The organism is Arthrobacter sp. TJ-178, from assembly GCF_058269275.1.
This window is the reverse complement of sequence record NZ_JBZCNK010000001.1, coordinates 82,370-106,414: the sequence shown is the minus strand read 5'-3', so window position 1 is coordinate 106,414 and position 24,045 is coordinate 82,370. Positions and strand designations below refer to the sequence as shown.

The 24,045-nt window shown below is 63.8% G+C and carries 25 protein-coding genes; 21 read left to right on the top strand and 4 right to left on the bottom strand.

Annotated features, from left to right (window positions below; all coding sequences use genetic code 11):
- Position 1: 1 nt before the first annotated feature.
- Positions 2–901, bottom strand: a complete 900-nt coding sequence (locus AC4D2Q_RS00495) for a glycosyltransferase (RefSeq protein ID WP_490944158.1) — start codon at positions 899–901, stop codon at positions 2–4.
- 157 nt (positions 902–1,058) lie between these two features.
- Between AC4D2Q_RS00495 and AC4D2Q_RS00490 the strand changes: the two genes are divergently transcribed.
- The 14 genes from AC4D2Q_RS00490 to murA all read left to right on the top strand — a co-directional run bounded on the left by AC4D2Q_RS00490 (position 1,059) and on the right by murA (position 13,762).
- On the top strand, positions 1,059–2,963 hold the full coding sequence (locus AC4D2Q_RS00490) for a polysaccharide biosynthesis protein (protein ID WP_490944157.1): 1,905 nt from the start codon (positions 1,059–1,061) through the stop codon (positions 2,961–2,963).
- Positions 2,963–3,961 carry an MraY family glycosyltransferase gene (locus AC4D2Q_RS00485; RefSeq protein ID WP_490944155.1) on the top strand — a complete coding sequence of 333 codons (999 nt, stop codon included), beginning with the start codon at positions 2,963–2,965 and terminating at the stop codon, positions 3,959–3,961. Before AC4D2Q_RS00490 ends, AC4D2Q_RS00485 begins: the two co-directional genes overlap by 1 nt.
- A gap of 115 nt (positions 3,962–4,076) precedes the next feature.
- Entirely contained in the window at positions 4,077–4,595 is a 519-nt protein-coding gene (locus AC4D2Q_RS00480) for a Cg1360 family ATP-synthase-associated protein (RefSeq protein WP_490944153.1), read from the top strand.
- Positions 4,588–4,857 carry an AtpZ/AtpI family protein gene (locus tag AC4D2Q_RS00475; RefSeq protein WP_490926716.1) on the top strand — a complete coding sequence of 90 codons (270 nt, stop codon included), beginning with the start codon at positions 4,588–4,590 and terminating at the stop codon, positions 4,855–4,857. Before AC4D2Q_RS00480 ends, AC4D2Q_RS00475 begins: the two co-directional genes overlap by 8 nt.
- 79 nt (positions 4,858–4,936) lie before the next feature.
- The gene (gene atpB / locus AC4D2Q_RS00470; protein ID WP_490926717.1) at positions 4,937–5,743 is read left to right on the top strand and encodes a F0F1 ATP synthase subunit A; all 807 of its coding nucleotides are present in this window, start codon (positions 4,937–4,939) and stop codon (positions 5,741–5,743) included.
- Positions 5,744–5,830: 87 nt separating this feature from the next.
- Complete coding sequence (locus AC4D2Q_RS00465; protein WP_342024192.1) at positions 5,831–6,043, top strand: F0F1 ATP synthase subunit C; 213 nt, start codon at positions 5,831–5,833, stop codon at positions 6,041–6,043.
- A 42-nt stretch (positions 6,044–6,085) separates the two neighbouring features.
- Positions 6,086–6,634: a F0F1 ATP synthase subunit B gene (locus AC4D2Q_RS00460; protein ID WP_490926718.1), complete on the top strand. Its 549-nt coding sequence runs from the start codon at positions 6,086–6,088 to the stop codon at positions 6,632–6,634.
- Entirely contained in the window at positions 6,634–7,449 is an 816-nt protein-coding gene (locus AC4D2Q_RS00455) for a F0F1 ATP synthase subunit delta (protein WP_490926719.1), read from the top strand. The genes AC4D2Q_RS00460 and AC4D2Q_RS00455 overlap by 1 nt, the downstream gene beginning before the upstream one ends.
- Positions 7,450–7,552: 103 nt before the next feature.
- Positions 7,553–9,190: a F0F1 ATP synthase subunit alpha gene (gene atpA, locus AC4D2Q_RS00450; protein WP_490944152.1), complete on the top strand. Its 1,638-nt coding sequence runs from the start codon at positions 7,553–7,555 to the stop codon at positions 9,188–9,190.
- Positions 9,191–9,289: 99 nt separating this feature from the next.
- A complete protein-coding gene (locus AC4D2Q_RS00445) occupies positions 9,290–10,183 on the top strand; it encodes a F0F1 ATP synthase subunit gamma (RefSeq protein ID WP_490926721.1) in 894 nt (297 codons plus the stop codon).
- 76 nt (positions 10,184–10,259) lie between these two features.
- The gene (gene atpD / locus AC4D2Q_RS00440; protein WP_490926722.1) at positions 10,260–11,723 is read left to right on the top strand and encodes a F0F1 ATP synthase subunit beta; all 1,464 of its coding nucleotides are present in this window, start codon (positions 10,260–10,262) and stop codon (positions 11,721–11,723) included.
- A 5-nt stretch (positions 11,724–11,728) separates the two neighbouring features.
- On the top strand, positions 11,729–12,022 hold the full coding sequence (locus AC4D2Q_RS00435; RefSeq protein WP_490944150.1) for a F0F1 ATP synthase subunit epsilon: 294 nt from the start codon (positions 11,729–11,731) through the stop codon (positions 12,020–12,022).
- A gap of 9 nt (positions 12,023–12,031) precedes the next feature.
- Positions 12,032–12,460: a DUF2550 domain-containing protein gene (locus tag AC4D2Q_RS00430; protein WP_490944148.1), complete on the top strand. Its 429-nt coding sequence runs from the start codon at positions 12,032–12,034 to the stop codon at positions 12,458–12,460.
- Positions 12,461–12,496: 36 nt separating this feature from the next.
- Positions 12,497–13,762, top strand: coding sequence for a UDP-N-acetylglucosamine 1-carboxyvinyltransferase (gene murA, locus AC4D2Q_RS00425; RefSeq protein ID WP_490926725.1), 1,266 nt, complete (start codon positions 12,497–12,499; stop codon positions 13,760–13,762).
- A 261-nt stretch (positions 13,763–14,023) separates the two neighbouring features.
- Here the strand turns inward: murA and AC4D2Q_RS00420 are convergent, their stop codons facing one another.
- Together AC4D2Q_RS00420 and nucS are read right to left on the bottom strand one after the other, a co-directional pair.
- Complete coding sequence (locus tag AC4D2Q_RS00420; RefSeq protein ID WP_104101230.1) at positions 14,024–14,227, bottom strand: cold-shock protein; 204 nt, start codon at positions 14,225–14,227, stop codon at positions 14,024–14,026.
- 300 nt (positions 14,228–14,527) lie between these two features.
- A complete protein-coding gene (gene nucS / locus AC4D2Q_RS00415; RefSeq protein WP_490944146.1) occupies positions 14,528–15,223 on the bottom strand; it encodes an endonuclease NucS in 696 nt (231 codons plus the stop codon).
- 40 nt (positions 15,224–15,263) lie between these two features.
- On the opposite strand from nucS, the gene AC4D2Q_RS00410 reads away from it, so the two are divergent.
- Positions 15,264–15,623 (top strand): Rv1322 family protein, encoded by a 360-nt coding sequence (locus AC4D2Q_RS00410; protein WP_490944144.1) that lies wholly within the window; start codon positions 15,264–15,266, stop codon positions 15,621–15,623.
- Here the strand turns inward: AC4D2Q_RS00410 and AC4D2Q_RS00405 are convergent.
- Positions 15,620–16,927 (bottom strand): AI-2E family transporter, encoded by a 1,308-nt coding sequence (locus AC4D2Q_RS00405; RefSeq protein WP_490926728.1) that lies wholly within the window; start codon positions 16,925–16,927, stop codon positions 15,620–15,622. The genes AC4D2Q_RS00410 and AC4D2Q_RS00405 overlap by 4 nt on opposite strands.
- 237 nt (positions 16,928–17,164) lie before the next feature.
- Between AC4D2Q_RS00405 and AC4D2Q_RS00400 the strand changes: the two genes are divergently transcribed.
- The 6 genes from AC4D2Q_RS00400 to AC4D2Q_RS00375 all read left to right on the top strand — a co-directional run bounded on the left by AC4D2Q_RS00400 (position 17,165) and on the right by AC4D2Q_RS00375 (position 24,041).
- On the top strand, positions 17,165–18,961 hold the full coding sequence (locus tag AC4D2Q_RS00400) for a DUF8094 domain-containing protein (RefSeq protein WP_490944142.1): 1,797 nt from the start codon (positions 17,165–17,167) through the stop codon (positions 18,959–18,961).
- Positions 18,962–19,027: 66 nt separating this feature from the next.
- Positions 19,028–19,984: a co-chaperone YbbN gene (locus tag AC4D2Q_RS00395; protein WP_490944140.1), complete on the top strand. Its 957-nt coding sequence runs from the start codon at positions 19,028–19,030 to the stop codon at positions 19,982–19,984.
- Positions 19,985–19,994: 10 nt separating this feature from the next.
- Positions 19,995–21,104, top strand: a complete 1,110-nt coding sequence (locus AC4D2Q_RS00390; RefSeq protein WP_490944138.1) for an NADH:flavin oxidoreductase/NADH oxidase — start codon at positions 19,995–19,997, stop codon at positions 21,102–21,104.
- Between the two features lie 177 nt (positions 21,105–21,281).
- A complete protein-coding gene (locus AC4D2Q_RS00385) occupies positions 21,282–22,091 on the top strand; it encodes an ABC transporter ATP-binding protein (RefSeq protein WP_490926732.1) in 810 nt (269 codons plus the stop codon).
- Positions 22,073–23,644, top strand: a complete 1,572-nt coding sequence (locus AC4D2Q_RS00380) for a transporter (protein ID WP_490944136.1) — start codon at positions 22,073–22,075, stop codon at positions 23,642–23,644. The genes AC4D2Q_RS00385 and AC4D2Q_RS00380 overlap by 19 nt, the downstream gene beginning before the upstream one ends.
- An 85-nt stretch (positions 23,645–23,729) precedes the next feature.
- Positions 23,730–24,041 carry a DUF3039 domain-containing protein gene (locus AC4D2Q_RS00375; protein WP_400931744.1) on the top strand — a complete coding sequence of 104 codons (312 nt, stop codon included), beginning with the start codon at positions 23,730–23,732 and terminating at the stop codon, positions 24,039–24,041.
- Positions 24,042–24,045 lie beyond the last annotated feature (4 nt).

Below are 24,045 nucleotides of genomic sequence, written 5' to 3'. Positions count from 1 at the left end.
GTCAGAACCCGAAGTCCGACGGTGGTCCGAACCGGCGTCCGCGCATACCTGCAGCGTAAGCACGCAGCCACGCGGCGAAACCGCGCGGGTCGCGGGTCCTGGCGAAGTGCACGGGATAGCCCACGGCGTCCGCGGCGAAGGACCGCAGCCGCTTGTACTTCCAGGTCAGGTGGCCGCGGTTGCGGTAGAAGTAGAATTGCTTGAAGGCGTTTTCGGGAACCAGCACATGCAGTCGGTCACCGGCCACCTGCTGCACCTCCGCCCATGCCGCGGGATGGGTCAGGGCCACGGAGGTGACTGTCCCAAATCGGATCCCGGCGCGGCGCAGGCGGATCATGAAGTCCGTCTCATCTCCGCGGATGAACAGGCGCAGGTCCGGCAGGCCAACGCGAAAGAAGACATCGGCGCGGATCAGCGCGCCGTTGAAGAAGTGTCCGACGTCGGGAATGAAGCCCAGCTTTTCAACTTCGGCACGGCTGTGCGTGAGCTTGCCGTCGAGCCGGAAGTGGAAGGAAAGGGTGTCCGGCTGTCCCGGGGCCACCACCAGGGGAAGGACCACGTCCATCCGGTGTTCCTGTGCGGCTTCGAGCAGGGCGGCCAGGCAGTTGGGGTCCTCTGGATGCGCGTCGTCATCCATGATCCAGATCCAGTCGGCACCCGAGGCCATGGCGGAGAGGATGGCCAGCGAAAAACCGCCGGCACCGCCGAGGTTGGTGTTGGAACGGATGTAGGTGACCGGCGCCGGCGAGGCTTCAGCGATATCCTGAACCGGAGTCTTCCCTGAGTCCACCAAGGATACTGACGTAATGTTGGCGCTCTGGGCAGCCAGCGAGTCCAGGAGGGTGGATACGTCGTCTGGGCGGTCGAAAGTTACTGCTGCTACGGCCACGGAGTCCGGCAAAATGGTCCTTTCGAGGCAACCCGGATGCGCGGCACAAGCCGAACGGAGAAGGGTGTGCAGTTAGAATGCAGATGAGATTCCAGTCTATTACACCGGATTCTTCCGAACTGTGTTGCAACCATCGAGAAGAGAACCGGGGAAATACCCGTTGAGGATTATGAGGCAGAAAAGCACGGACGAAAGCGGGTCCTTCCGCGAGGAAAAGCCCGCATTGTGGCTGTGGTCACAGTACATCCTGGACTCCCTGGCCTGGATTGTGGCAGTGGTCCTGGCACTGGTTCTGCGCTATGAACTGACGGTGGACCAGATCAATTTCGGCGGCCTCGCAGTCTTCTGCGGTGTGGCCGTCCTGGTGCAGCTGGTGGTCGGATATTCCTTCGCCCTGTACCGCGGCCGGTACAGCTTCGGCAGCTTCCACGAAATGCGGCTGCTGGCCATGGTCACCCTGGTTGTCGCCGTCATCCTGGTCCTGGTAAGCGCACTCTTCGGCCTGACCATCGACATTCCCCGCTCCACCGGCATGATCGCCTTCCCGTTTGCCTGCCTGTTCATGGCTGCCATCCGCTACCTGAAGCGCATGTATGTGGAGGGCAAGGCCCGGCCGGGCGACGAGGCCCAGCGCGCCCTCGTGTACGGAGCCGGTTTCCTGGGCAGTTCGCTGGTCACCCGCATGATGAAGGATCCCGATTCCCCCTTTTACCCCGTTGGCCTGATCGATGATGACCCGGCCAAGAAGCACCTGCGCCTGTCCACGGTTCCGGTGCTGGGCCGGCTGGAGGACCTGCGCGAGATTGTGCAGCGAACCCGCGCCACCACCCTGATCATTGCAATCGCCGACGTCGAAGCCCGCCAGGTGCGGCAGGTCACCGACACCGCCGAGGGGCTGAACCTGCGGGTGCTGGTGCTGCCGCCGCTGAAGGACATGCTCAGCAAGGGCGCCGGCGCCGGGCTGACCGATTTCCGCGAGGTCGCCGTCGAAGACCTCATCGGCCGCCGTCCCGTGGACATCCATGTGGAGGAAGTGGCCGGCTACCTCACCGGACGCAAGGTCCTGGTCACCGGCGCCGGAGGTTCCATCGGCTCGGAACTGTGCCGCCAGATCACCGCTTTTGACCCCGCTGAACTGATCATGGTTGACCGGGATGAAACCGGCCTGCAGCTCACCCAGCTCTCCATTACCGGGCACGGCCTGCTCAACGGCAAGGACACTGTCCTGGCCGACATCCGGGACCCCGAAGCCCTGGACCAAATCTTCTCCGAGCGGCGTCCCGACGTCGTTTTCCACGCCGCAGCTCTCAAGCACGTCTCCCTGCTGGAGCAGTACCCGCAGGAGGCCTGGAAGACGAACGTCCTGGGCACGGCCAATGTCCTGCGGGCAGCCAAGAAGGCCAAGGTCCGGTACTTCGTGAACATTTCCACGGACAAGGCCGCAAACCCCACCACGGTGCTGGGCCACTCCAAGCGCGTGGCTGAAAAGCTCACCGCCTGGATGGCCGGCAGCACCAAGGACCGTTACGTCTCAGTGCGGTTCGGCAACGTGATTGGCAGCCGCGGCTCCATGCTGCCGCTGTTCACGGAGCAGATCCGCCAGGGCGGACCCCTGACCGTGACCGACCCGGAGGTCACCCGCTTCTTCATGACGATCCCCGAGGCCTGCCAGCTGGTCATTCAGGCCGGCGCCATCGGCCGCGGCGGCGAAGTCCTGATCCTGGACATGGGCGAGCCGGTGAAAATCCTGGACGTGGCCAAGCGCATGATTGCCATGTCCGGCAAGGACATCGAAATTGTCTTCACCGGCCTGCGGCAGGGCGAAAAGATGCATGAAATCCTGGTGGGGACCGGCGAGGATGACTCCCGGCCGCTGCACCCGAAGATTTCCCACACCGCGGTGGACGAGCTGGATCCCTCGGACCTGAAGTTCGAGGACTGGCTGCTCAAATGCGGTGTGAATTCCCACGGCGAGACGCTGCCTCCGGTCACGGGCATCGGCGACGCAGCCGCCCGGGACCGTGCCGGCCTGCACCGCTACAACGGCGGAACGGCTGAACGGCGGACCGGCTGATGCTGCTCGCCCTGTGCACCGGCGCGGCGTTCCTCGCCAGCCTGCTGCTGCCGTTTTTGTTCGTGCCCTTCCTGCGCCGTCTTGGTGTCCTGGATATCCCCAATGAGCGCTCTTCCCACTCCAAGGTGATCATCCGCGGCGTGGGCGTCACCATCGCCGTCGGCGTCCTGCTGGGGCTGGGGCTGTCCCTGGCCACCGGTCTGCTGGCGGTGGACCGCTCCATAATGCTGATCCTGATGGCGGTCATTGGCCTGGCCTCGCTGCTGGGCTGGATAGAGGATTTCCGCGGGTTGTCCGTTCGGGTCCGCGCAGGCCTGCAGCTGCTGCTGGGCATTGCCGGGACCGCTGCCCTGGTGTGGACCATGGGGCAGAGCTACTGGTGGATTCCGGTCGGCGCCCTTGCCATCGCCGCCTACATCAATGTTGCCAACTTCATGGACGGCGTGAACGGAATCTCCGGGCTGCACGGCATCACGGTGGGCGTCCTGTACTCGGTGGCCGGAGTGCTGGGGGACCAGCTGTGGATGACGGTGGCCGGAGCGGTCACCGCGGCGGCCTTCGCCGCTTTCCTGCCGTGGAACCTGGGCCGCGGATCAGTGTTCATGGGCGACGTCGGCAGCTATCTCCTGGGGGCATCGATCTCCGGCATCGCCGTGGCAGCCTTCCTGGCCGGCGTCAACGTGGAGTATCTGCTGTTCCCGATTGTCATCTACCTCGCCGACACTTTCTCGACCCTCCTGCGGCGCATGAGCCGGGGGGAGCGCTGGTACGCGGCACACCGCCAGCATGTTTATCAGCGCCTGACCGACGTCGGGCTCAGTCACCTGCAGTCGGCGTCGGTTGTGACTGCCTGCACGCTGCTAACCGGTGCGGCAGGCCTGCTCATCGCCGAGGCCGGCGATGTGGTCAAGGTCGCCGTCACTCTGTTCGCCCTTGCGGTAGTGGTGTTTTACCTGCTCGCGCCCCGGATCTTCGGCCGCGTGCGCACCAATGTGTGAGCCGGCATGACTGACGCGGAGCACGGGCACTTCTATCTGTTGTAGAATTCTTTCAGTCGCGGAATCCCGCGCCACTGCTATCACCCGCCCAGGCCCGAAGGATGTTCCTAAAGTTATGAGCCCCGCAGACGGAGCCCAGACTGGACGTCCCTTGGCCGCCTCAGGGCCCACTTCCAATCCCTGGCTCGGTATCTTTGCCACGTCCATGAAATGGACGGGCATGCTGTTTGTGGTCCTGGCGGCGGCTTCTCTGGTTGCCTCCGGCATTGCGGGACTGGGCAGCGCACTCTTCGGCTGGGTTCTCATCATTGCGTTCAGCGGGGTTAGCCTCCTGATCGTCCACGTGGTGGGCCGGAATAACCCCCACGGCGCCATGGCTATGTTCGCTTTGATCTACATCGTCAAAGTGGTTGTTTTCGCCGCGGTGCTGCTGCTCATCGGCAGGCCGGCTTGGCTGGATGCCACGTGGTTCTTCGTCTCGGCGATCGGAACCATAGTGGTCTGGCAGGCCGCGGAAATTCGTGCCTTTTCCCGGATCCGTTTCCAGCTGTACAACGACGACGCCGACGGGCACCGGGGAACGAATCCGGCAACCGGGGATACACCATCTGATAAAGGGGAAAAGGATGTCTGAAAAGCCTGACTATGACCCCGAGTCCACTTACGACTCCGGCATGCGTGTCTTCAGTTACATCATTGGCGGGATCGTCGCCTGGGGTTTGATAGGGTGGTTTTTGGACAATCTGTTCGAAACTCAGTGGTTGGTGCTCGTCGGTCTTCTCTTCGGAGCGGCCGCCGGATTCTACCTGACCAAAGTGCACGGCCTGACCGGAAGCAAACCTGCGAAAGCCAGCGTCGGCCATCCAGCCCACGACCGTGAAGAAGCCGAACAGTAATGCCACAGACTTTCGACCGGGCAACAAGCTTTGCCCCGATACACACGCCCGCTGAAGGACACAGCAGAGAGGAAACGCGTTGATCGCGCTTGCACTCCCGGCCACTAATGAAGGTGGATTCGTTCCGCCGGCCATTGACGAAATGCACCTCCCTGAGATTTTCCCGTGGGGCGCCGAATACGGTTCCGGTATTGGCAAGCAGATGCTGCTGGTCATCATCTCGGTCATCATCATCGCCGTGTTCTTTATCCTCGCTTCCCGCAAGGGAAAGCTCGTGCCGGGACGGCTGCAGTTCCTGGGCGAATCGGGGTACGGCTTTGTCCGTAACAGCATCGCCAAGGATGTGATCGGCGAGCGGGAATTCATCAAGTACGTCCCGTTCCTCTTCGCGCTGTTCTTCTTCATCCTCGTCAACAACATCTACGGTGCAATTCCGCTGATCCAGTTGCCGAGCTTCTCCCATCCGGGCGGAGCATACCTGCTTGCCGGCATCGTCTACTTCACGTGGATCGGTATCGGCATCAAGAAGCACGGCATGAAGTACTTCGTGAAGGCCACCGTTCCTTCGGGCGTGCCGTGGTACATCCTTCCCGTCCTGGTTCCCATCGAGATCATCTCCAACTTCCTGGTCCGGCCGATCACGCACAGCCTGCGTCTGTTCGCCACCATGATGTCCGGGCACCTGATCATCATGCTTGCCGGAGCCGGCATCGAATACCTCCTGGTCCTCCAGGACAACATCCTGCTCCAGGCTTCCTCAGTGCTGGTCCTGGGTGGCGGCATCGCCATGTACATGCTTGAAGCACTGATCATGGTGCTCCAGGCCTACGTTTTCACCCTGCTGACCGCCATTTACATCCAGGGCGCACTGGCAGACGATCACTAAGCTTTCCCTTTAGGGAAAACCAAAACTTCCCTCCGGGGAAACCCCAAGCAACCTGCCCTTCAGGGCATCTTGAAAGGAAAAATGAACATGGAAATCACGGGTAGCCTCAACGCAATCGGCTATGGCCTCTCCGCTATCGGCGGCGCCATCGGTGTGGGTCTTGTCTTCTTCGCCTACATCAGCGGCGTTGCACGCCAGCCGGAGGCACAGCGCGTCCTCCAGCCGATCGCCTTCCTGGGTCTGGCACTGACCGAAGCACTCGCTATCCTTGGTCTGGTTCTCGCGTTCATCCTTGGCTAAAGACAGCCCACTGACACACCAAGCAGATAGGACGGGTGAATTATGGATCAGGTAGTTCTGTTGGCAGCCTCTGAAGGCGCCAACCCCCTGATTCCCAACCCCTGGGAAATCCTGGTGACGGGAGTCAGTTTCGCCATACTGATGTTCATCGTCGTCAAGTTTGTGGTGCCGGCCTTCGAAAAGACGTTCGCAGAGCGGACGGAAGCCATCGAAGGCAACATCGCCAAGGCCGAGAAGGCTCAGGCTGAGGCCAGCGCGGCACTGAACGAGTACAAGGCACAGCTTTCCGATGCCCGGGCAGAAGCCAACACCATCCGTGAAGAAGCACGTGCCGAAGGCGCCCAGATCCTCGCGGAACTGAAGGCCAAGGCAGCTGCGGAATCCGCACGGATCACCGAGCAGGCACAGGTGCAGATCGCTGCAGAGCGGCAGGCGGCTGTTACGTCGCTCCGCGCTGAGGTCGGCACGCTGGCCACCGAGCTGGCCGGACGCATCATCGGCGAAACGCTCGAGGATGACGCCCGCGCTGCACGCGTGGTTGACCGTTTCCTTGGGGAACTGGAAAACGAGAACGCAGGTGCAGCTAGGTAATGGCAGGAGTATCGAGCGAATCACTGGCCGTGGCGCATGAGCACCTGGAAGCCAAGCTTCCGTCTGCTTCGCTGTCACTGGCCGAGGAACTCTTTGGAATCCTGGGCGTTGTCGACAGCAGCGCCGGTATCCGGCGCGCGCTGACCGACCCCGCCCGTGAAAGCGATGCCAAGGCGGCGCTGGTTTCACAGCTGGTACGCGGCAAGGTTTCGGCTGACGCCGAGGCCATTGCGGCTGATCTGGTCTCCTCGCGTTGGCGGTCTCCGCGTGACTTGGGTGATGCGCTCGAGGAACTGGCTGCCACTGTTGTTTCAGCAACGGCCGAAAACAGGGGATCAGGCCTTGCCGGCCTCGACACCCTGGAAGACGACCTCCTCCGGTTCAACCGGACGGTAGCTTCCAGCCACGAGCTGCAGCGGGCACTGTCTGAACCGCAGGCATCGCCTGAGGCAAAGATCCGCCTGGCAGAGACACTGGTGCCCGGGGCTACTCCCGAAGCACTGGTGCTGATCCGCCAGGCAGTCACGCATCCGCGTGGCCTGAAGCCCAGCGCCCTCGTGGCACGTTTCCTGGAGCTCGTCGCCGGGCGCCAGAAGCGCTGGATCGCCGAGGTTCGGGCAGCCCGTCCGTTGACCCAGGAGCAGCTTTCGCGTCTGCAGTCCTCTCTTAACGGACTCTACGGCCGTGAGTTGAAGATCAACGCCGACGTTGACCCGTCACTAATCGGCGGCGTGCGGATCGCAGTGGGAGACGAGATACTGGATTCATCAGTAGTTTCCCGTCTGTCCGACCTCCGTCGGAAGCTCGCGGTCTAGCCGTCCTTTCGGACGGTAAGAGACCAGTTCACGAACATTTGAGAATTAATCACGGTCATTGGCACGAAGCGATGATCACAACACAGGAGAGCAGGGACTGCAGATGGCCGAATTGACCATCAACGCCGACGACGTCCGTAATGCGTTGAACGAATTCGCGGCGTCCTACGAACCCGGAAACGCAGAGCGCGTTGAAGTTGGCCGCGTAACAACCGCCAGCGACGGCATTGCCCGTGTGGAGGGCCTGCCCTCCGTCATGGCAAACGAGCTGCTTCGGTTCGAGGACGGCACACTGGGCCTCGCCCAGAACCTTGACACCCGTGAAATCGGTGTCGTTGTACTCGGCGATTTCGCCGGGATTGAAGAAGGCCAGGAAGTTCACCGCACCGGTGAAGTTCTGTCCGTACCCGTGGGCGACGCCTTCCTGGGCCGCGTTGTCGACCCGCTGGGCGAGCCGATGGATGACCTGGGCCCGATCCAGGCTGAAGGACGCCGTGCACTGGAGCTCCAGGCACCCGGCGTAACCCAGCGCAAGTCGGTCCACGAACCGCTGCAGACCGGACTCAAGGCCATTGACGCCATGATTCCGATCGGTCGCGGCCAGCGCCAGCTGATCATCGGCGACCGCAAGACGGGTAAGACCGCCATTGCCGTTGACGCCATCCTTAACCAGAAGGCCAACTGGGAATCCGGCGATGTCCAGAAGCAGGTGCGCTGCATTTACGTAGCCATCGGCCAGAAGGCATCCACGGTTGCTGAAATCAAGCGGACCCTCGAAGACCGCGGCGCAATGGAGTACACCACCATTGTTGCTTCCCCGGCTTCGGACCCCGCCGGCTTCAAGTACCTGGCACCCTACGCCGGTTCGGCCATCGGCCAGCACTGGATGTACGGCGGCAAGCACGTCCTGATCATCTTTGATGATCTGTCGAAGCAGGCTGAAGCCTACCGCGCCGTGTCCCTGCTGCTCCGGCGCCCGCCGGGACGCGAAGCCTACCCGGGCGATGTGTTCTACTTGCACTCCCGCCTGCTGGAGCGTTGCGCGAAGCTCTCCGACGACCTCGGTGCCGGTTCGATGACGGGCCTGCCCATCATCGAGACCAAGGCAAACGACGTCTCGGCGTACATCCCGACCAACGTCATCTCCATCACCGACGGCCAGATCTTCCTGCAGTCGGACCTCTTCAACGCCAACCAGCGCCCCGCCGTCGACGTCGGTATTTCCGTCTCGCGCGTCGGTGGTGCTGCACAGCAGAAGGCCATGAAGAAGGTCTCCGGAACGTTGAAGCTGGAACTGGCCCAGTACCGCGACATGCAGGCATTCTCCATGTTTGCTTCGGACCTGGACGCAGCCACCCGTCAGCAGCTCACCCGCGGTGCGCGCCTGATGGAACTCCTCAAGCAGGGTCAGTACGCTCCGTACCCCGTTGAAGAGCAGGTTGTCTCCATCTGGGCCGGCACGAACGGCTACCTGGACGATGTTCCCGTGGAAGATGTGCTCCGCTTCGAAGGCGAGTTCATTGACCACCTGAAGCACACCACTTCCGTGCTGACCACCCTGGCACAGACGGGCAAGCTTGAGGACTCCACTGTGGATGAACTCAAGAAGCGCGTTGTCTCGTTCAAGGAAGGGTTCTTCGGCGAAGGCGACAACCACCTGGTTGCTGCCGGCCACGAAGAGCACTCCGCCCTGGGCGAAGACGCTGTTGACCAGGAAAAGATCGTCAAGCAGAAGCGCTAACGCCTTTGTCGTTCCGCGTCCGGATCCTGTGGATCCGGACGCGGAACCCTTGGCCTTTGCCTTAGCCCTAGTAGAACGCTAGGAACTGAAAGGAAAAGTATGGGAGCCCAAATTCGGGTCTACCGTCAGAAGATCGCTTCGACGACGTCGATGCAGAAGATCTTCAAGGCGATGGAGCTGATTGCTGCCTCTCGCATTGGAAAGGCACGCACCCGTGTGGCTGCGTCACTGCCGTATTCCAATGCGATCACCCGTGCCGTTTCTGCTGTGGCGTCCCAGTCGGAAATCGACCACCCGCTGACTACCGAGCCGGATCAGATCCGCCGGGCAGCCATGGTGGTCCTGACTTCCGACCGTGGTCTTGCTGGTTCGTATTCCGCCAGTGTGCTCAAGCAAAGCGAATCCTTGGCCGAACTGCTCCGTGAAGAGGGCAAAGAGGTCAAGACCTACCTGGTGGGACGTAAGGCGCAGGCGTACTACGACTTCCGTGACCGTGAGTCTGCGCGTGTCTGGACCGGAAATACCGATGCACCGGACTTTGAAACCGCCCGCGAAATCGGCCGGGCACTCCTCGACGACTTCAACACCGACTACGAAGACGGCGGCGTGGATGAAATCCACATCGTCTACACGCGCTTCAAGTCGATGGTTGTCCAGGAACCCACGGTGATCCGCCTGCTTCCGCTGGAGGTAGTGGAGGAAGAAGCACAGTCTGAGACTGAGCTGCTGCCTCTGTACGAGTACGAGCCCGAACCCGAAAAGGTTCTTGACGCACTGCTGCCGCGCTACATCGAGTCGCGCATCTTCGCAGCCATGCTTCAGGCAGCCGCTTCCGAGCTCGCCGCCCGCCAGCGTGCAATGAAGTCCGCAGGGGACAACGCCACAGACCTTATTAAGAAGTACACGCGACTTCGCAATAACGCCCGTCAGGCCGAGATCACCCAGGAACTGTCCGAGATTGTGGCTGGTGCCGACGCGCTTAACGCGTCCTAGCCTCCGCCCCAATACGCACGGTTCCACCAGAAGCAAACTTAGTCCACACGCCATCTAACTGAGTGAAGTGAGAGAGATGACTGCCCAAACTGTCGAGCACGGATCTGATTCCGTAGCCTCGGGTGCCACAGGCCGTATCGCCCGTGTCATCGGCCCGGTTGTCGACGTCGAATTCCCGGCTGACGCAATTCCTACCATCTACAACGCGCTGACCACCGAGCTGACGCTCAACGGTGAGACCCGCACCATTACGTTCGAAACGTCCCAGCACCTCGGTGACAACCTCGTGCGCGCCATCTCCATGCAGGCCACCGACGGCCTGGTCCGCGGCGCAGCCGTCAAGGATACCGGTGCACCGATCTCCGTCCCCGTAGGCGACGGCGTCAAGGGCCACATCTTCAACGTCCTGGGCAAGCCCCTCGACGTTGCCGAGGACCAGCTGGAAATCACCGAGCGGTGGCCCATCCACCGCAAGGCTCCGAACTTCGCTGACCTTGAGGGTTCGACCGAGATGCTGGAAACCGGCATCAAGGTGATCGACCTTCTCACCCCGTACATCAAGGGTGGAAAGATCGGCCTGTTCGGCGGCGCCGGCGTTGGCAAGACCGTTCTGATCCAGGAAATGATCACCCGTGTTGCCCGCAACTTCGGTGGTACCTCGGTATTCGCCGGTGTTGGCGAGCGTACCCGTGAGGGAAATGACCTCTGGGTTGAAATGGAAGAGGCAGGCGTCCTGAAGGACACCGCCCTTGTATTCGGCCAGATGGATGAGCCGCCGGGAACGCGTCTGCGCGTGGCCCTGTCCGGCCTGACCATGGCGGAGTACTTCCGCGATGTGCAGAACCAGGACGTGCTGCTCTTCATCGACAACATCTTCCGCTTCACGCAGGCAGGTTCCGAAGTTTCAACGCTTCTGGGCCGCATGCCGTCCGCCGTGGGCTACCAGCCGAACCTTGCCGATGAGATGGGTCTCCTCCAGGAGCGCATCACGTCCACCAAGGGTCACTCGATTACGTCGATGCAGGCCATTTACGTGCCTGCTGATGACTACACCGACCCGGCTCCGGCCACCACGTTCGCGCACCTGGACGCCACCACGGAACTTTCCCGTGAAATCGCCTCGCGCGGCCTGTACCCGGCCGTGGATCCGCTGACCTCCACGTCGCGCATCCTGGACCCGCAGTACGTGGGCCAGCTGCACTACGACACGGCTGTCCGCGTCAAGCAGATCCTTCAGAAGAACAAGGAACTGCAGGACATCATCGCCATCCTCGGCATTGACGAGCTGGGCGAAGAAGACAAGATTGTCGTGGCACGTGCACGCCGCATCCAGCAGTTCCTGTCGCAGAACACCTACACCGCCAAGCAGTTCACCGGCGTCGAGGGCTCCACGGTTACCATCAAGGAAACCATTGAGGGCTTCAAGGCCATCTGCGACGGCGACGTGGACCACATCGCCGAGCAGGCCTTCTTCAACGTCGGCAGCATGGACGATGTCATGGCCAACTGGGCGAAGATCCAAGAGCAGACCGGGAAGTAAGCCCTATGGCGAACACTGCTGAACTCGAAGTTGAGATTGTCGCAGCGGACCACTTCGTGTGGTCCGGCGCGGCAAAGATGGTCAAGGCACGCACCAGCGAGGGTGACGTCGGGGTCCTTCCCGGCCACACTCCGCTGCTGGCCATCCTGGCTGAAGGCGAAATGGCCATCGAGCCGGTTTCCGGTGCGCGCTTCACGGTGAACGTCGACGGCGGATTCTTCTCCGTCGACAGCAACCGCGTGGTAATTGTCGCTGACAACGCTCAGATGAACGACGCAGCCAACGCTGGGACTCGCTGACCCTTCCCAATGAGCAGCTCTTATTTGTTCATTGCGCTGGCAGGGCTGCTTTGCCTGCTGCTGCTGGCAGTAGTTCTGTTCGGGGTGCGCCGCAGCCAGCTGCGGCGCGCCCTCGGTACTTTCGATGCCTCCATTTGCCTCCCGCCCGGCGGGTGGCAGATGGGGGTTTGTCGTTATACGGACACCCATCTGGAATGGCTGCGCCTGATTTCGCTCAGCCCCCGCCCGCCCCACAGATTCCTGCGCAGCTCCCTGGAGATCGGGAGCTGGAGGGAGCCGACGGAAGCCGAGCGCGCCCGAATCCAGCCCGGCGCCATTATTGTCACTCTGCGGTACGAGGAGAATGAGTTCCTCGTGGCGATGAAGTACGACGTTTATACCGGCCTCTCCTCATGGCTTGAAGCCGGACCGGTCATCGGCATCGGGACCTGGCGCTGAGTCGGGGCTGACCGTCCGCCACCTTAGTATTGAGGGATGGAAGACGTCATTGTTGTTACCGGCCCGGCCTCGCTCAACGGAGCGGTCAGTGTCCCCGGAGCCAAAAACAGCGTCCTGAAACTTATGGCGGCAACGCTGCTTGCCCAAGGACGCTCCACCATCACCAACGTGCCCAACATCCAGGATGTCTGGATCATGGCCGAGCTGCTGCGCCGGCTGGGCTGCACTGTTGATTACGACGTCGACGCGGCCGCGGTCTCGATCGACGTTCCCGAGCTGCCCGGCCACCAGGCAGACTATGACCTGGTGCGGGCCATGCGTGCCTCCATCTCCGTTCTCGGCCCCCTTGTGGCGCGCTGCCGGCAGGCCGAGGTGGCGCTCCCGGGCGGCGACGCCATCGGTTCCCGCGGTTTGGACATGCACCGCGCCGGGTTGGAGCTGATGGGAACCACCATCACCATTGACCACGGCTATCTGGTGGCCTCCGTTCCGGACGGGCTGATCGGTGCCCGCCATCTGCTGGACTTCCCCTCCGTCGGTGCCACCGAGAACCTGATGATGGCCGCAACCCTGGCTGCCGGCACCACTGTGATCGACAATGCTGCGCGCGAACCGGAAATCACCGACATTGCCGAGATGCTCAACGAGATGGGCGCTCGGATCTCCGGGATAGGCACCAATACCCTCGTAATCGAGGGAGTGGAGCGGTTGAACCCGGTGGTCCACCGGGTAGTTCCGGACCGGATCGTGGCGGGAACCTGGGCGTTTGCCGCTGCCATTACCGGCGGCTGCATCGAAGTCCGCAACGCCGATGCCTCCGCCCTGAGCGTTGTCCTGGACAAGCTCTCCCAGGCCGGCTGCACTGTTACGGTGGGGGAGGACAGCTTCACGGTCAAGGGCAACGACCGCCCGGAGCCCATCAACGTGTCTACGCTGCCGTACCCGGGCTTTCCCACCGACCTGCAGCCCTTTGTGGTGGCTATGAACGCGGTGTCCACCGGGTCCGGGATGGTTACTGAAAACGTCTTTGAAGCGCGCTGGGGATTCACTTCGGAGCTGGCCCGGCTCGGGGCAGTGATTCGACTCGACGGCCACCACGCCCTGATCCAGGGCGTTCCCCGGCTCTCAGGTGCACCGGTGGAAGCCAACGACATCCGCGCAGGGGCTGCACTGGTGATTGCCGGGCTCGCGGCGGAGGGCACCACGGAGGTCCGCGGGGTCGACCACATTGACCGCGGCTACGAGAACTTCATGGAGAACCTGCGCGGACTCGGCGCGCGGGTCGTGCGCCGGCGCAGCTGATTGCTGGTCCTTCGGTGCCGTCCCTGAGCCCGCGCCGCTGAGCCGGCCGGTTCCCCTGCGTTACGCAAAATCCCTCCGTTATGGGAAATCCCTCCGGTTCGCCGGGGCAGGGATTTCCCATAACGGACGATTTTTCCCAAACCGGAGGGATCCGGACTGGTTCCGGGCCGCAGAGACAAAGGAAGTCCCCGGCATGTGCCGGGGACTTCCTTTGTTTATCCGGGAAACCCCGGACAGGTAATGCTGAGTTTGTGGTGAAGCTTAGAGGGCGGTGACGCCGGTGGCCTGGGGGCCCTTGGCGCCCTGGCCGATTTCGAACTCAACGCGCTGGTTCTCATCAAGCGTCTTGAAGCCACCGGTCTGAATTTCAGAGTAGTGAACAAAGACGTCTCCGTCTGAATCATCGGGAGTGATGAAGCCGAAGCCCTTTTCAGCGTTAAACCATTTGACGGTACCCTGTGCCATTTTGTTTCTCCTCATAAGTGGAACTACCGGCCGCCACACCCCGCGGCGACCTTATGTTACTGAAACGGGAAGGCTCAAGTTCCTTGCCATTCAGCAGTTCCTTGAGGAGCTTCACGCTCGCAACGGTCTTGCGAGCATGAATAACACCTACACAAAGACTGGTTATAGGATTACACACCCGTAATGGCTGGTCAACGAATTCGTCCAAAAAATTTCCCAGTATTTCGTCGAGTATTCTTCCGGGTCGTTTGCAGGTGTTCCGATCCCCGGCCGGGCATTCCGCCGGTGGGCTAAAACAGCCTAAAAGAGTCGGGACTCCGAATCGTCCACGCCGCGCATGGCGTCGTAATCCAACGTCAGGCATTCAATGCCGCGGTCATTTGCCAGCACCCGGGCCTGGGGCTTGATCTGCTGCGCGGCAAACACGCCCTTGACGGGGGCAAGGAGCGGATCGCGGTTGAGCAGTTCCAGATACCGTGTCAGCTGCTCCACGCCGTCAATATCTCCCCGGCGCTTGAGCTCCACAGCCACGGTGGCCCCGGAGGCATCACGGGCGAGGATGTCCACGGGGCCGATCGCCGTCATGTATTCCCGGCGGATCAGGGTGTAGCCGGCGCCCAGCTTGGTGATCTGCTCGGCCAGAAGCCGCTGCAGGTCAGCCTCCACTCCGTCTTTGATCAGGCCGGGGTCAACACCCAGGTCATGGTTGGTCTCGGAGAACCGTTCATAGATGCTGATGATCAGTTTGTCGTCAGTCTTGGCGCTCTGAACGTTCCAGGTTTCGATCACCCCCGTTTCGGCGTCGTCCTCGCTGGGCGCGGTGATGCGCAGGGTGGCCGGAGGGCTCATCCAGTTCAGGGGTTTGTAGGAGCCGCCGTCGGAATGGATCAGGACGGAACCGTCGGCTTTGACCATCAGCAGACGGACGGCGAGCGGAAGATGGGCACGGAGGCGGCCGATGTAGTCAACAGAGCAGCGGGCTATTACTAAACGCACAGTTGCACTTTACCGGCTCCGCTCGGGCAAAATGATTTATATGCCCCGTTCCAACCGACCCCGCCGCCCGCCGGGCGCAGCCAACGCCAATCTGGGCCGAAGTGTCCGCAGCAAGTGGGCAATGCCTGCCGTGGAGCTGGACCTGGAGCGGACCCGCGCCGGCATTCCGCATCGCGAGAGTGCGCCCGACGGCGAATGGTCAGTGCGGCAAATCACGGCACGCAACGCGGCAAAAGAGTACAAATGCCCCGGATGCGGCATGATTATCCCCCCGGGGATCCCGCACCTGGTGGTGTGGCAGGAGGATTCGCTGCTGGGCCGTGAAACCGCCGTCGCAGACCGCCGGCACTGGCACGAGCGGTGCTGGCGCACGCGGCGAACCGGCGGCCGGCGCCGCTAGAGCCGGTCCTGGCGCGAAATAAACACTTCCTTGAGCAGCAGCAGCACCGCAGCAGCGGTGGGAATGGCAATCAGGGCGCCGAGGACGCCCAGCAGGGTTCCGCCGGCGATCACCGCAATGACGGCTACGGCTCCGGGCACCGCCACGGCGCGCTGCATGATGCGCGGGGACACAAAGTAAGCCTCGAACTGCAGGTAGGCCACGTAGAACAGGGCAAAGACCACGGCCGTCTGCCAGCTGACGGTAAGCGCCACCAGGGAAACCAGGACCAGCGCAATGGGTGGTCCTACCAGCGGAATGAAGGCCAGCAGGGCGACCACAAACGCCAGCAGGACCGAGAACGGCACTCCCGTGATGGACATGACGATAAAGGCGTAAGTGGCGTCCAGCAGGGCCACCAGTCCCTGGCCGATTACATAATTGCCCACACTGCTGGTGATTTCTTCTGACAATGTCTCGACCCGGCGCCGCCGGCTGCGCGGAGCCAGCCGATAGGCCCATTTCTTCATGGAGGGCAGGGATGAGAGGAAATAGAGAGTCAGGACCAGGATGATCAGGGCACCGAAAAGACCGTTGGCAATGACGGTGCCCACGGAGAGCACGCCGCCAAAAACTCCGCCGAGGGCGTCGGCGTTGGTGAAGAATTTGTTGACCTCGTCTTCGATCCGCTCGCGCACATGGAACTGATCTTCAATGCTGACGAAGAAATCGGATTCCAGGAACTTGTCCACGTAACCCGGCGCATTGGTGACGATTTCTGAGGTTTGCCGGACGATTGTGGGAATCAGGGTTGCGAAGAAACCAATAACGATGGCGGCCAGGCCCAGTACGGTGATGGCAATTCCGGCAGGCCGGGGTATGCGCCGTGCCCCCAGCCACCGGACCACCGGGTCCAGGCCCAGGGCAATGAACAGTGCTGCGCCAATCCACACCAGCAGTTCACCGACGTTGGTGAGAATGAAATATCCCAGCAGGGCAATTCCCACGCCCACTGAAAACATGAAGCCAAAGTGAATCGGATGGCCGTTCATGCCGCGGGGCTGATCGTCGGTGCCTGCGCGGTCCAAGCCGGCGGCCGGGGTTCCGGCTTGTCCGGGGGCTTCATCGGCTGCAGCGGCTTCGGGCGGGACCTCAAACCGGGGCCGGGGGAGGGGGCCGGGAACACTGCGGGGCACCGCAAGCCGGATCCGCTCCGAGGCTCCGGTCAGGAACCGCCGCCCCGGGCGTTCCTGCGGAGCCGGCTCCCCTGCCTGCTGCGGCCCGGAAGGAGGCTGTTCAGCCGGCTGGTCCTGGTTCTCGGCCATAATTTTCCAAGTCTCCTAGCTCTGGCGAACGCCCGCCGTACGAAGCGTCACATTATCAGCAGGAGCCCCGGCAGGAGGGGGTCACAGTCCAACACAGGGGCCCGAATGTGACCCCAACATGTATTTCGTTACCATTGGGTTATAAACCGGTTACCGCCCCGACAGCCAAGAGGCCCACGTCCCGTTCCGCCTGCCCGCAGGTGAGGCGATTGCACCGAGACTGAAGATAGGTAAGTTGTGCGAAACAAAATTGCAGTTCCGCTGATTGTGATCGGAGTGCTCCTGATGCTCGTTGGCATCGGCCAGCGCACCATCTGGGCTCCTCCCACCACCCTCACCGCCGCAGCACCGACCCAAGACCGTGAAGCACCTCTGACCGTCATCGGCTCGGATGTCCTCACCGAACATTCCGGGGGCGTGGACCTGACTGTTGCAGGGGACGGCACCTTCCTGATGGCCGTGGGCCGGGCCGACGACGTCGATGCCTGGGTGGGGGATGCCTCCGTTCTGCGGATTGGAGCCGACGGCGACTCCCTGACCTCGGAGATTGCGGACGGCACTGCGACAGTGCCCAACCCCGCCGGCTCCGACCTCTGGGTCTCGGAACAGGACATTGACGGCGAAACCACCTTCACCTGGGAAGCCCCCGCGGCGGGTGACTGGCAGATCCTGCTGGCCACCGACGGCACCGGTGCCGCTCCTGCGGATGTCTCCGTCACCTACGCCAATGACGCTTCCACCCCGTTCGCCATCCCGCTGATCGTTGCGGGCGCGCTCATCGCCGTTCTCGGCCTGGCCCTGGCCTTCACCTCCGGGCGGGGCCGCAGCGGACGCCCGTCCGGCGGCAACGGTCCGGTAAACGCCGGCCCCGACGCTAAGACTCCGGCGGCAGCCGCACATCCGGCCACCGGAACCGCCACGTCGCTTCCGGCTGCCGACAAGCCGGCAGCCGATAGGGCAGGCGCCGGCAAGCATGCCGGAAACTCCGGTTCCGTCTCCTCCTTTGCAGTTCTTCCCGCCCTTCGCCGCCGCGGCACGGCCTTCAGCGCCGTCCTGGTTGCTTCCCTGTCGCTGGGCGCGGTGCCCGCAGTCGCGGCCCTGCCGCTGACGGCCAGCCGAACAGCGGAGGCGAACAGCGAGGCGACCCCTCCCGTGGTTCTGGACTCGCAGCTTCAGCGCATCCTCACCGAGGTGGCAGGCACGGTCAACGAGGCAGATGCTGCCAAGGACGCGAAACTCCTGGAAACACGGGCCGGCGGCGCCGCCGCCACCCTGCGGGAGGCCAACTACGCCACCGCAGCAAAGGTGCCGGAGAACGCCGCGCCGGAACCGGTGGTTGCAGATCCCCTGAAGACTGACCTGGTCATGGGCGGAACGGAATTCCCGCGCAGCATTGTTGCCGTAACCCAGGGAACGGACAACGAGGTTCCGCAGGCACTCCTGATGGTGCAGGAATCCGCCCGTGAGAATTACAAGCTGGTCTCGGCCATCAAGATGCTGCCCGGGACCACCTTCCCCGCCCGCCCGGCGGCTAACACGGGCGTCAGCCCCGCGCCGGCCGACTCCTCCGACGGTCTGGCCGCAGCCCCGAAGACTGCTGTCGATTGCCTGGCGGACGCCCTGACCAACCCCGAGGGCTCCAACAAGGACACGTTCTCCGCCAACACCTTCACGGAGGCAGTCACCAAGTTCCAGGCCGATGTCCTGGCCAGCCCGGACAACAAGTTCGCCAAAATTGCGTTCAAGCACACCGCCAACCCAAGCGATACCCGCGCTCTGCGCACCCCGGACGGCGGCGCCATTGTCTTTGGCTACATGGACAGCACCTACACCAGCATTCCGCGCGAGGCCGGTGACTCCATCAACCTGGAGGGCACGATCTACCAGAAGCTGACGGGCAAGGCGAACACTGAAGCCGGAATCGACGTCAAATACGGCGAAGGCGTCATGCTCTACGTTCCGCCGGCCGGCAGCACGGACCAGGCTCAGGTCATTGGTGCCGTCCAGGAACTGCTGTCCGCAAACCTGAAGTAAGCCCACCCTCCGTCAGGGAGAGCCGGGGGATGCCGGTGACCCGAGACTGCGTATTAAGGTAAAGCCATGAGCACTCCGAATCACCGTCCCGCCCCGGCCGCTTCCTCGATGAACCTGCGGGGAGCCGTTGACCTTTCCGCCCTGAAGGCAAAGGCCACGGCGCCCCCTGCAGCGGCTGCCGGACCGGCCGGCGCAGCGCCGGCAGCGTCCAGCCCCTACATTGTGGAGGTCTCGGAACAGTCCTTCCCTCAGGTGGTCCAGCTCTCCGCACAGGTGCCCGTCATCATTGACCTGTATTCCCCGCGCAGCCCGGAGTCCGCCGAGGTCAGTGCGGTGCTGCAGAACGTGGTCACGGAGGCTGACGGAAAGCTGCTCCTGGCCCGCGTGGATGTTGACGCGCATCCGCAGATTGCCCAGGCCTTCCAAGCCGTGGCTGTTCCCACCGTCGCGGCGGTCCTCAAGGGCCAGCCCGTGCCGCTCTTTGACCGCGCGGTCCCCGAGGAACAGATCCGCGCCCTGGTTGCCGAGCTGCTCCAGGTGGCCGCAGCCAACGGCGTCACCGGAAGCCTGAATGAGGCCGGCGCGTCCGAACCGGCCGAAGAGGTTCCGCTGTCTCCGCTTCACCAGGAAGCGTACGACGCCATTGTTGAAGGGGATTACGACGGCGCTGCCGCCGCCTACCGCCGGGCGCTGGCGGAAACGCCGGCCGACGCCGAAGCCAAGGCCGGGCTCGCCCAGGTGGAGCTGATGGCCCGGCTCAAGGGAGTTGACGCAGAGAAGCTCCGCTCCGATGCTGCGGAAAACCCGGACGACGTCGACGCGCAGCTGGCAGTTGCGGATCTGGATATTTCCGGCGGCCACGTTGAGGACGCCTTCAACCGGGTGGTCCGCCTGATTTCCCGCGTCTTCGGAGACGACCGGGAAAAGGCACGCCTTCGGCTGCTTGATCTGTTCGAGGTGGTGGGCGTGGCCGATCCGCGGGTGACCAAGGCGCGCTCCGCCCTCGCCCGGGCACTGTTCTAAGCGGGCCGGCATGACCAACTCTCCGAAGAACCTGTTCCCCGGCTTGTTTGACCCGTTTGCCCTCCGCGGCCTCGAGCTGGCCCACCGGGGCTGGGTTGCGGCCATGTGCCAGTACTCGGCCGATGAGGTTAACGCCCCCGGTGTACCGAATGACTGGCACCTGATGCACCTTGGCTCCTTTGCCGCCGGGGGAGCGGCCCTGATCATCACCGAAGCCACCGCCGTCAGCCCGGAGGGCCGGATCAGTCCGCAGGACACCGGAATCTACAATCAGGAGCAGACGGACGCCTGGCGCCGGATCACCGACTTTGTCCACCTGTACGGCGCGGTGGACACAAAGATCGGCGTACAGCTCGCCCATGCCGGGCGGAAGGCCTCCACCTTTGCTCCCTTTGCCGCCGGCCGCGGCAGTGTCCCGGTGGACCAGGGCGGCTGGGACACTGTTGGCCCCACCTCGGAAGCCTTCGGCCACTACGCAGCGCCGCGCGAACTTGATGAGGCGGGCATCGCTGGGGTTATCGAAGACTTTGCCCGCGGGGCCGAGCGGGCCGTGGAAGCGGGCTTTGACACGATAGAAATCCATGCCGCCCACGGTTACCTGCTGCACCAGTTCATGACCCCGCTGGTCAATACGCGCACCGACGGCTGGGGAGGCTCGGAGGACGCCCGCAACCGCCTCACCCTGGAAGTCATTGACGCCGTTCGTGCCGTGATCCCGGAGTCCATGCCCCTGCTGCTGCGCATCTCGGCAACCGACTGGATCCCCGGCGGCCTGGACGAGCACACCTCCGCCCGCCTGGCGGCCCAGGCACGGAACCGGGGCGTCGATTTCGTGGATGTCTCCACCGGCGGAGCCGTTCCGGCCGCTTCCATTCCGGTGGCACCGGGGTACCAGACCGGATTCGCTGAGCACGTCCGCACGCACGCGGGGGTGCCGACGGGCGCCGTCGGCCTCATCCGCACCGCCGCCGAAGCGGAGGAAACGCTGCGCACCGGCCGTGCGGATGCCGTGCTGATTGCCCGCGCCGCGCTGAGCGATCCGCACTGGTGGCTGCATGCTGCCGCCGAGCTGGATGCCAAGCTGCCCTGGGCGCCGCAGTACGAAAGGGCCCACCCCTGACGCACACCCCCGGCGTACGCCTCCGGCGCGGCTGACGGATCGCCGGTGACCGGCGCCGGGGGAGGGGGCAGTCTGGTCCGGAGGACGGGTACGGGCCGGGCGGAATTGGTCCCTGCGGATGATCCCTGCCGGCCCCGGGCGACGGTACCTTGGAGCCATGATGAACGTGGTGATGACATGACCGAGTACATGCCCGGGGAATCTCCCGCCGTTCCCGCCGCCCCGGCTCCCGGTGCCCCGGCTCTGGCCGTACGGGCACTGGGCAAGCGTTTCGGGGACAAGATCGCGGTCAACGGGATCAGCCTGGACGTCCCCGCGGGTTCTTTCTATGGCCTGGTGGGGCCCAACGGTGCCGGCAAGACCACGTTGCTGTCCATGGCAACGGGACTGCTGCGTCCGGGGCACGGCCAGGTGTGGGTGCACGGCACTGATGTCTGGGCCGAGCCGTTGAAAGCCAAACGCCTGATGGGTGTCCTCCCGGACGGGGTCCGGCTTTTCGACCGGCTCACCGGTGAGCAGCTGGTGACCTACGCCGGCCTGCTGCGCGGCATGGACCGGGAAACTGTGGCCAGCCGCGTGCAGGACCTGCTGGAAGCAATGGACCTCACCCGGGATGCCGGCACCCTGGTGGTTGACTACTCCGCCGGAATGACCAAGAAAATTGCCCTCGCATCGGCGCTGATCCACGCGCCGCGGCTGCTGGTTCTGGACGAGCCGTTCGAGGCAGTGGACCCGGTGTCCGCCGCCAACATCCGGGACATCCTCTCCGGCTACGTGGCCTCCGGCGGCACGGTCATTGTCTCCAGCCACGTCATGGACCTCGTCCAGCGCATGTGTGACCACGTCGCCGTCGTTGCCGGCGGCAATCTCCTGGCAGCCGGAACCGTGGATGAGGTCCGCGCCGGCGAGAGCCTGGAAGAGCGCTTCGTGCAGCTGGTCGGCGGACGCACCCACTCGGAGGGACTGCCGTGGTTGCGCACCTCCTGAGGCTCAAGCTCACGCTGCTGCGCAACTCCCTCCGCCGAAGCCCCTGGCAGATTGTGGGCATTGTCCTCGGTGCTCTGTACGGGCTCTTTGTCCTGACCGGGCTGTTCGCGGGGCTGTTCTTCCTGAGCACGACCGACCAGGAGCTGGCGCGCACCGCAATCGTCCTGGTGGGAGCGGCTGCCTTACTGGGCTGGGCCCTGATTCCCCTCCTGGCCACCGGGGTGGACCTGACCCTGGACCCGGCGCGGTTTGTCACCTTCACCGTTCCGCTGCCCAAACTGCTGGCCGGGCTGGCCATCGGAGGGCTCATCGGCATTCCCGGCGCCGTCACCCTGCTGGCAGCATTGGCCAGCGCAGTTGTGTGGTGGCGTTCTCCCGCCGCAGTTGCCGCAGGTTTGGTGACCGCCCTGATCGCGGTCTTCACCTGCGTCATCGCAGCCCGGGTGACGGTGGCAGCGAGTACCTCGCTGTCCTCCTCCCGCAGGTTCAAGGACATATCCGGTCTGGTGGCCATCATCCCGCTGGTGCTGCTGGGCCCTGCCATTGCCGGAATTGCCTCCGGCGTCGGCAGCGCCCCCGACTACCTGCCGTCCCTGGCCCGCACCGTGTCCTGGACCCCGCTCGGTGCCGTGTGGGCCGTTCCGGGAGACATGGCGCTGGGGCAGACCGGATCCGCGGCCGCCAAGCTGGGCATCGCCGTCGTCTTCCTCGGACTGCTCGCCTGGGCCTGGAAGGTCCTCCTGGTGCGGGCGCTGGTGACGCCTCCGCACAACGCAGGCGCCCGGCGCAAGGGCGGGAAGCTTGGATTCTTTGGAGTGTTCCCGGGCACCCCCACCGGCGCCGTGGCCGCCCGGGCGCTGACCTACTGGATCCGGGATCCGCGCTACGGTGCCTCCCTGCTGACCATTCCGCTGCTGGTTGTAGTGCTGTTGTTCCTGAACCGCACCAACGGGGAGCCGGTGCTGCCCCTGTTCCTGGGACCGCTGGTGGCTTTCCTGCTCGCCTATGGGCTGTCGGCCGACGTCGCCTATGACAACACCGCCTTCACCCTGCACCTCAGCACCGGGGTCTCCGGTGCCGCCGACCGCGCGGGACGCGTCCTCGCGTGCGCCGTTTTCGCCGTTCCGACGGTGCTTATCGCTAGCGTGCTGCCGTACCTGCTGCTGGGGCGGACGGAGCTGCTGCCGGTGGTGCTCGGCGTTTCGCTGGGGATGCTGCTGAGCGGTTTCGGCCTGTCCAGCGTGGTGTCGGCCCGCTACACCTACAACGTTCCGCTGCCCGGGGAGAACGCCTTTAAGACACCTCCGGGTTCCGGTGCCCGGACCTTCCTGGTGCAGGGCCTGGGCATGACGGCGCAGGTGGTGATTGTGCTGCCCGTCCTGGCGCTGGCCCTGGCGGCGGTCCTGACCGGCAGTGCGCTGTTGAGCTGGCTGACCCTGGCGGCCGGCCTGCTCCTCGGGGCCGGGCTGCTGGCGGCCGGGATCCGCATCGGCGGCCGCTGGATGGACCGGCGGGGACCGGAGCTGCTGCAGGCAGTATCGGTCAACAAATGATGCGCCCGCACGGACCGGCACGGGCCTGTGCCCGCCCCTGCCGGGCGGCGGGGCATCGGCTCGGCACAGGCCCCCTCGTACTAAGATGGAAACCATGAGTCTTCCTCCCGATCCTTTCGAAAATGACCCCGCCCGCCGCCTCGACGACGGCGGCGGTTCCACTGCAGTCATCGAGCGCGAAGAGCAGCGCGAGTACACCGAGCCCGGTGACAGCGAGCGGTTTGCCCACTACGTCCGCAAGGAAAAGATCATGGAGTCCGCGCTTTCCGGCGAGCCCGTGATCGCGTTGTGCGGCAAGGTCTGGACCCCGGGCCGGGATCCGAAGAAATTCCCGGTGTGCCCCACCTGCAAGGAAATTTACGAAGGGCTGAGCGCGCCCAAGGACGGCAAGAAGTAATTCC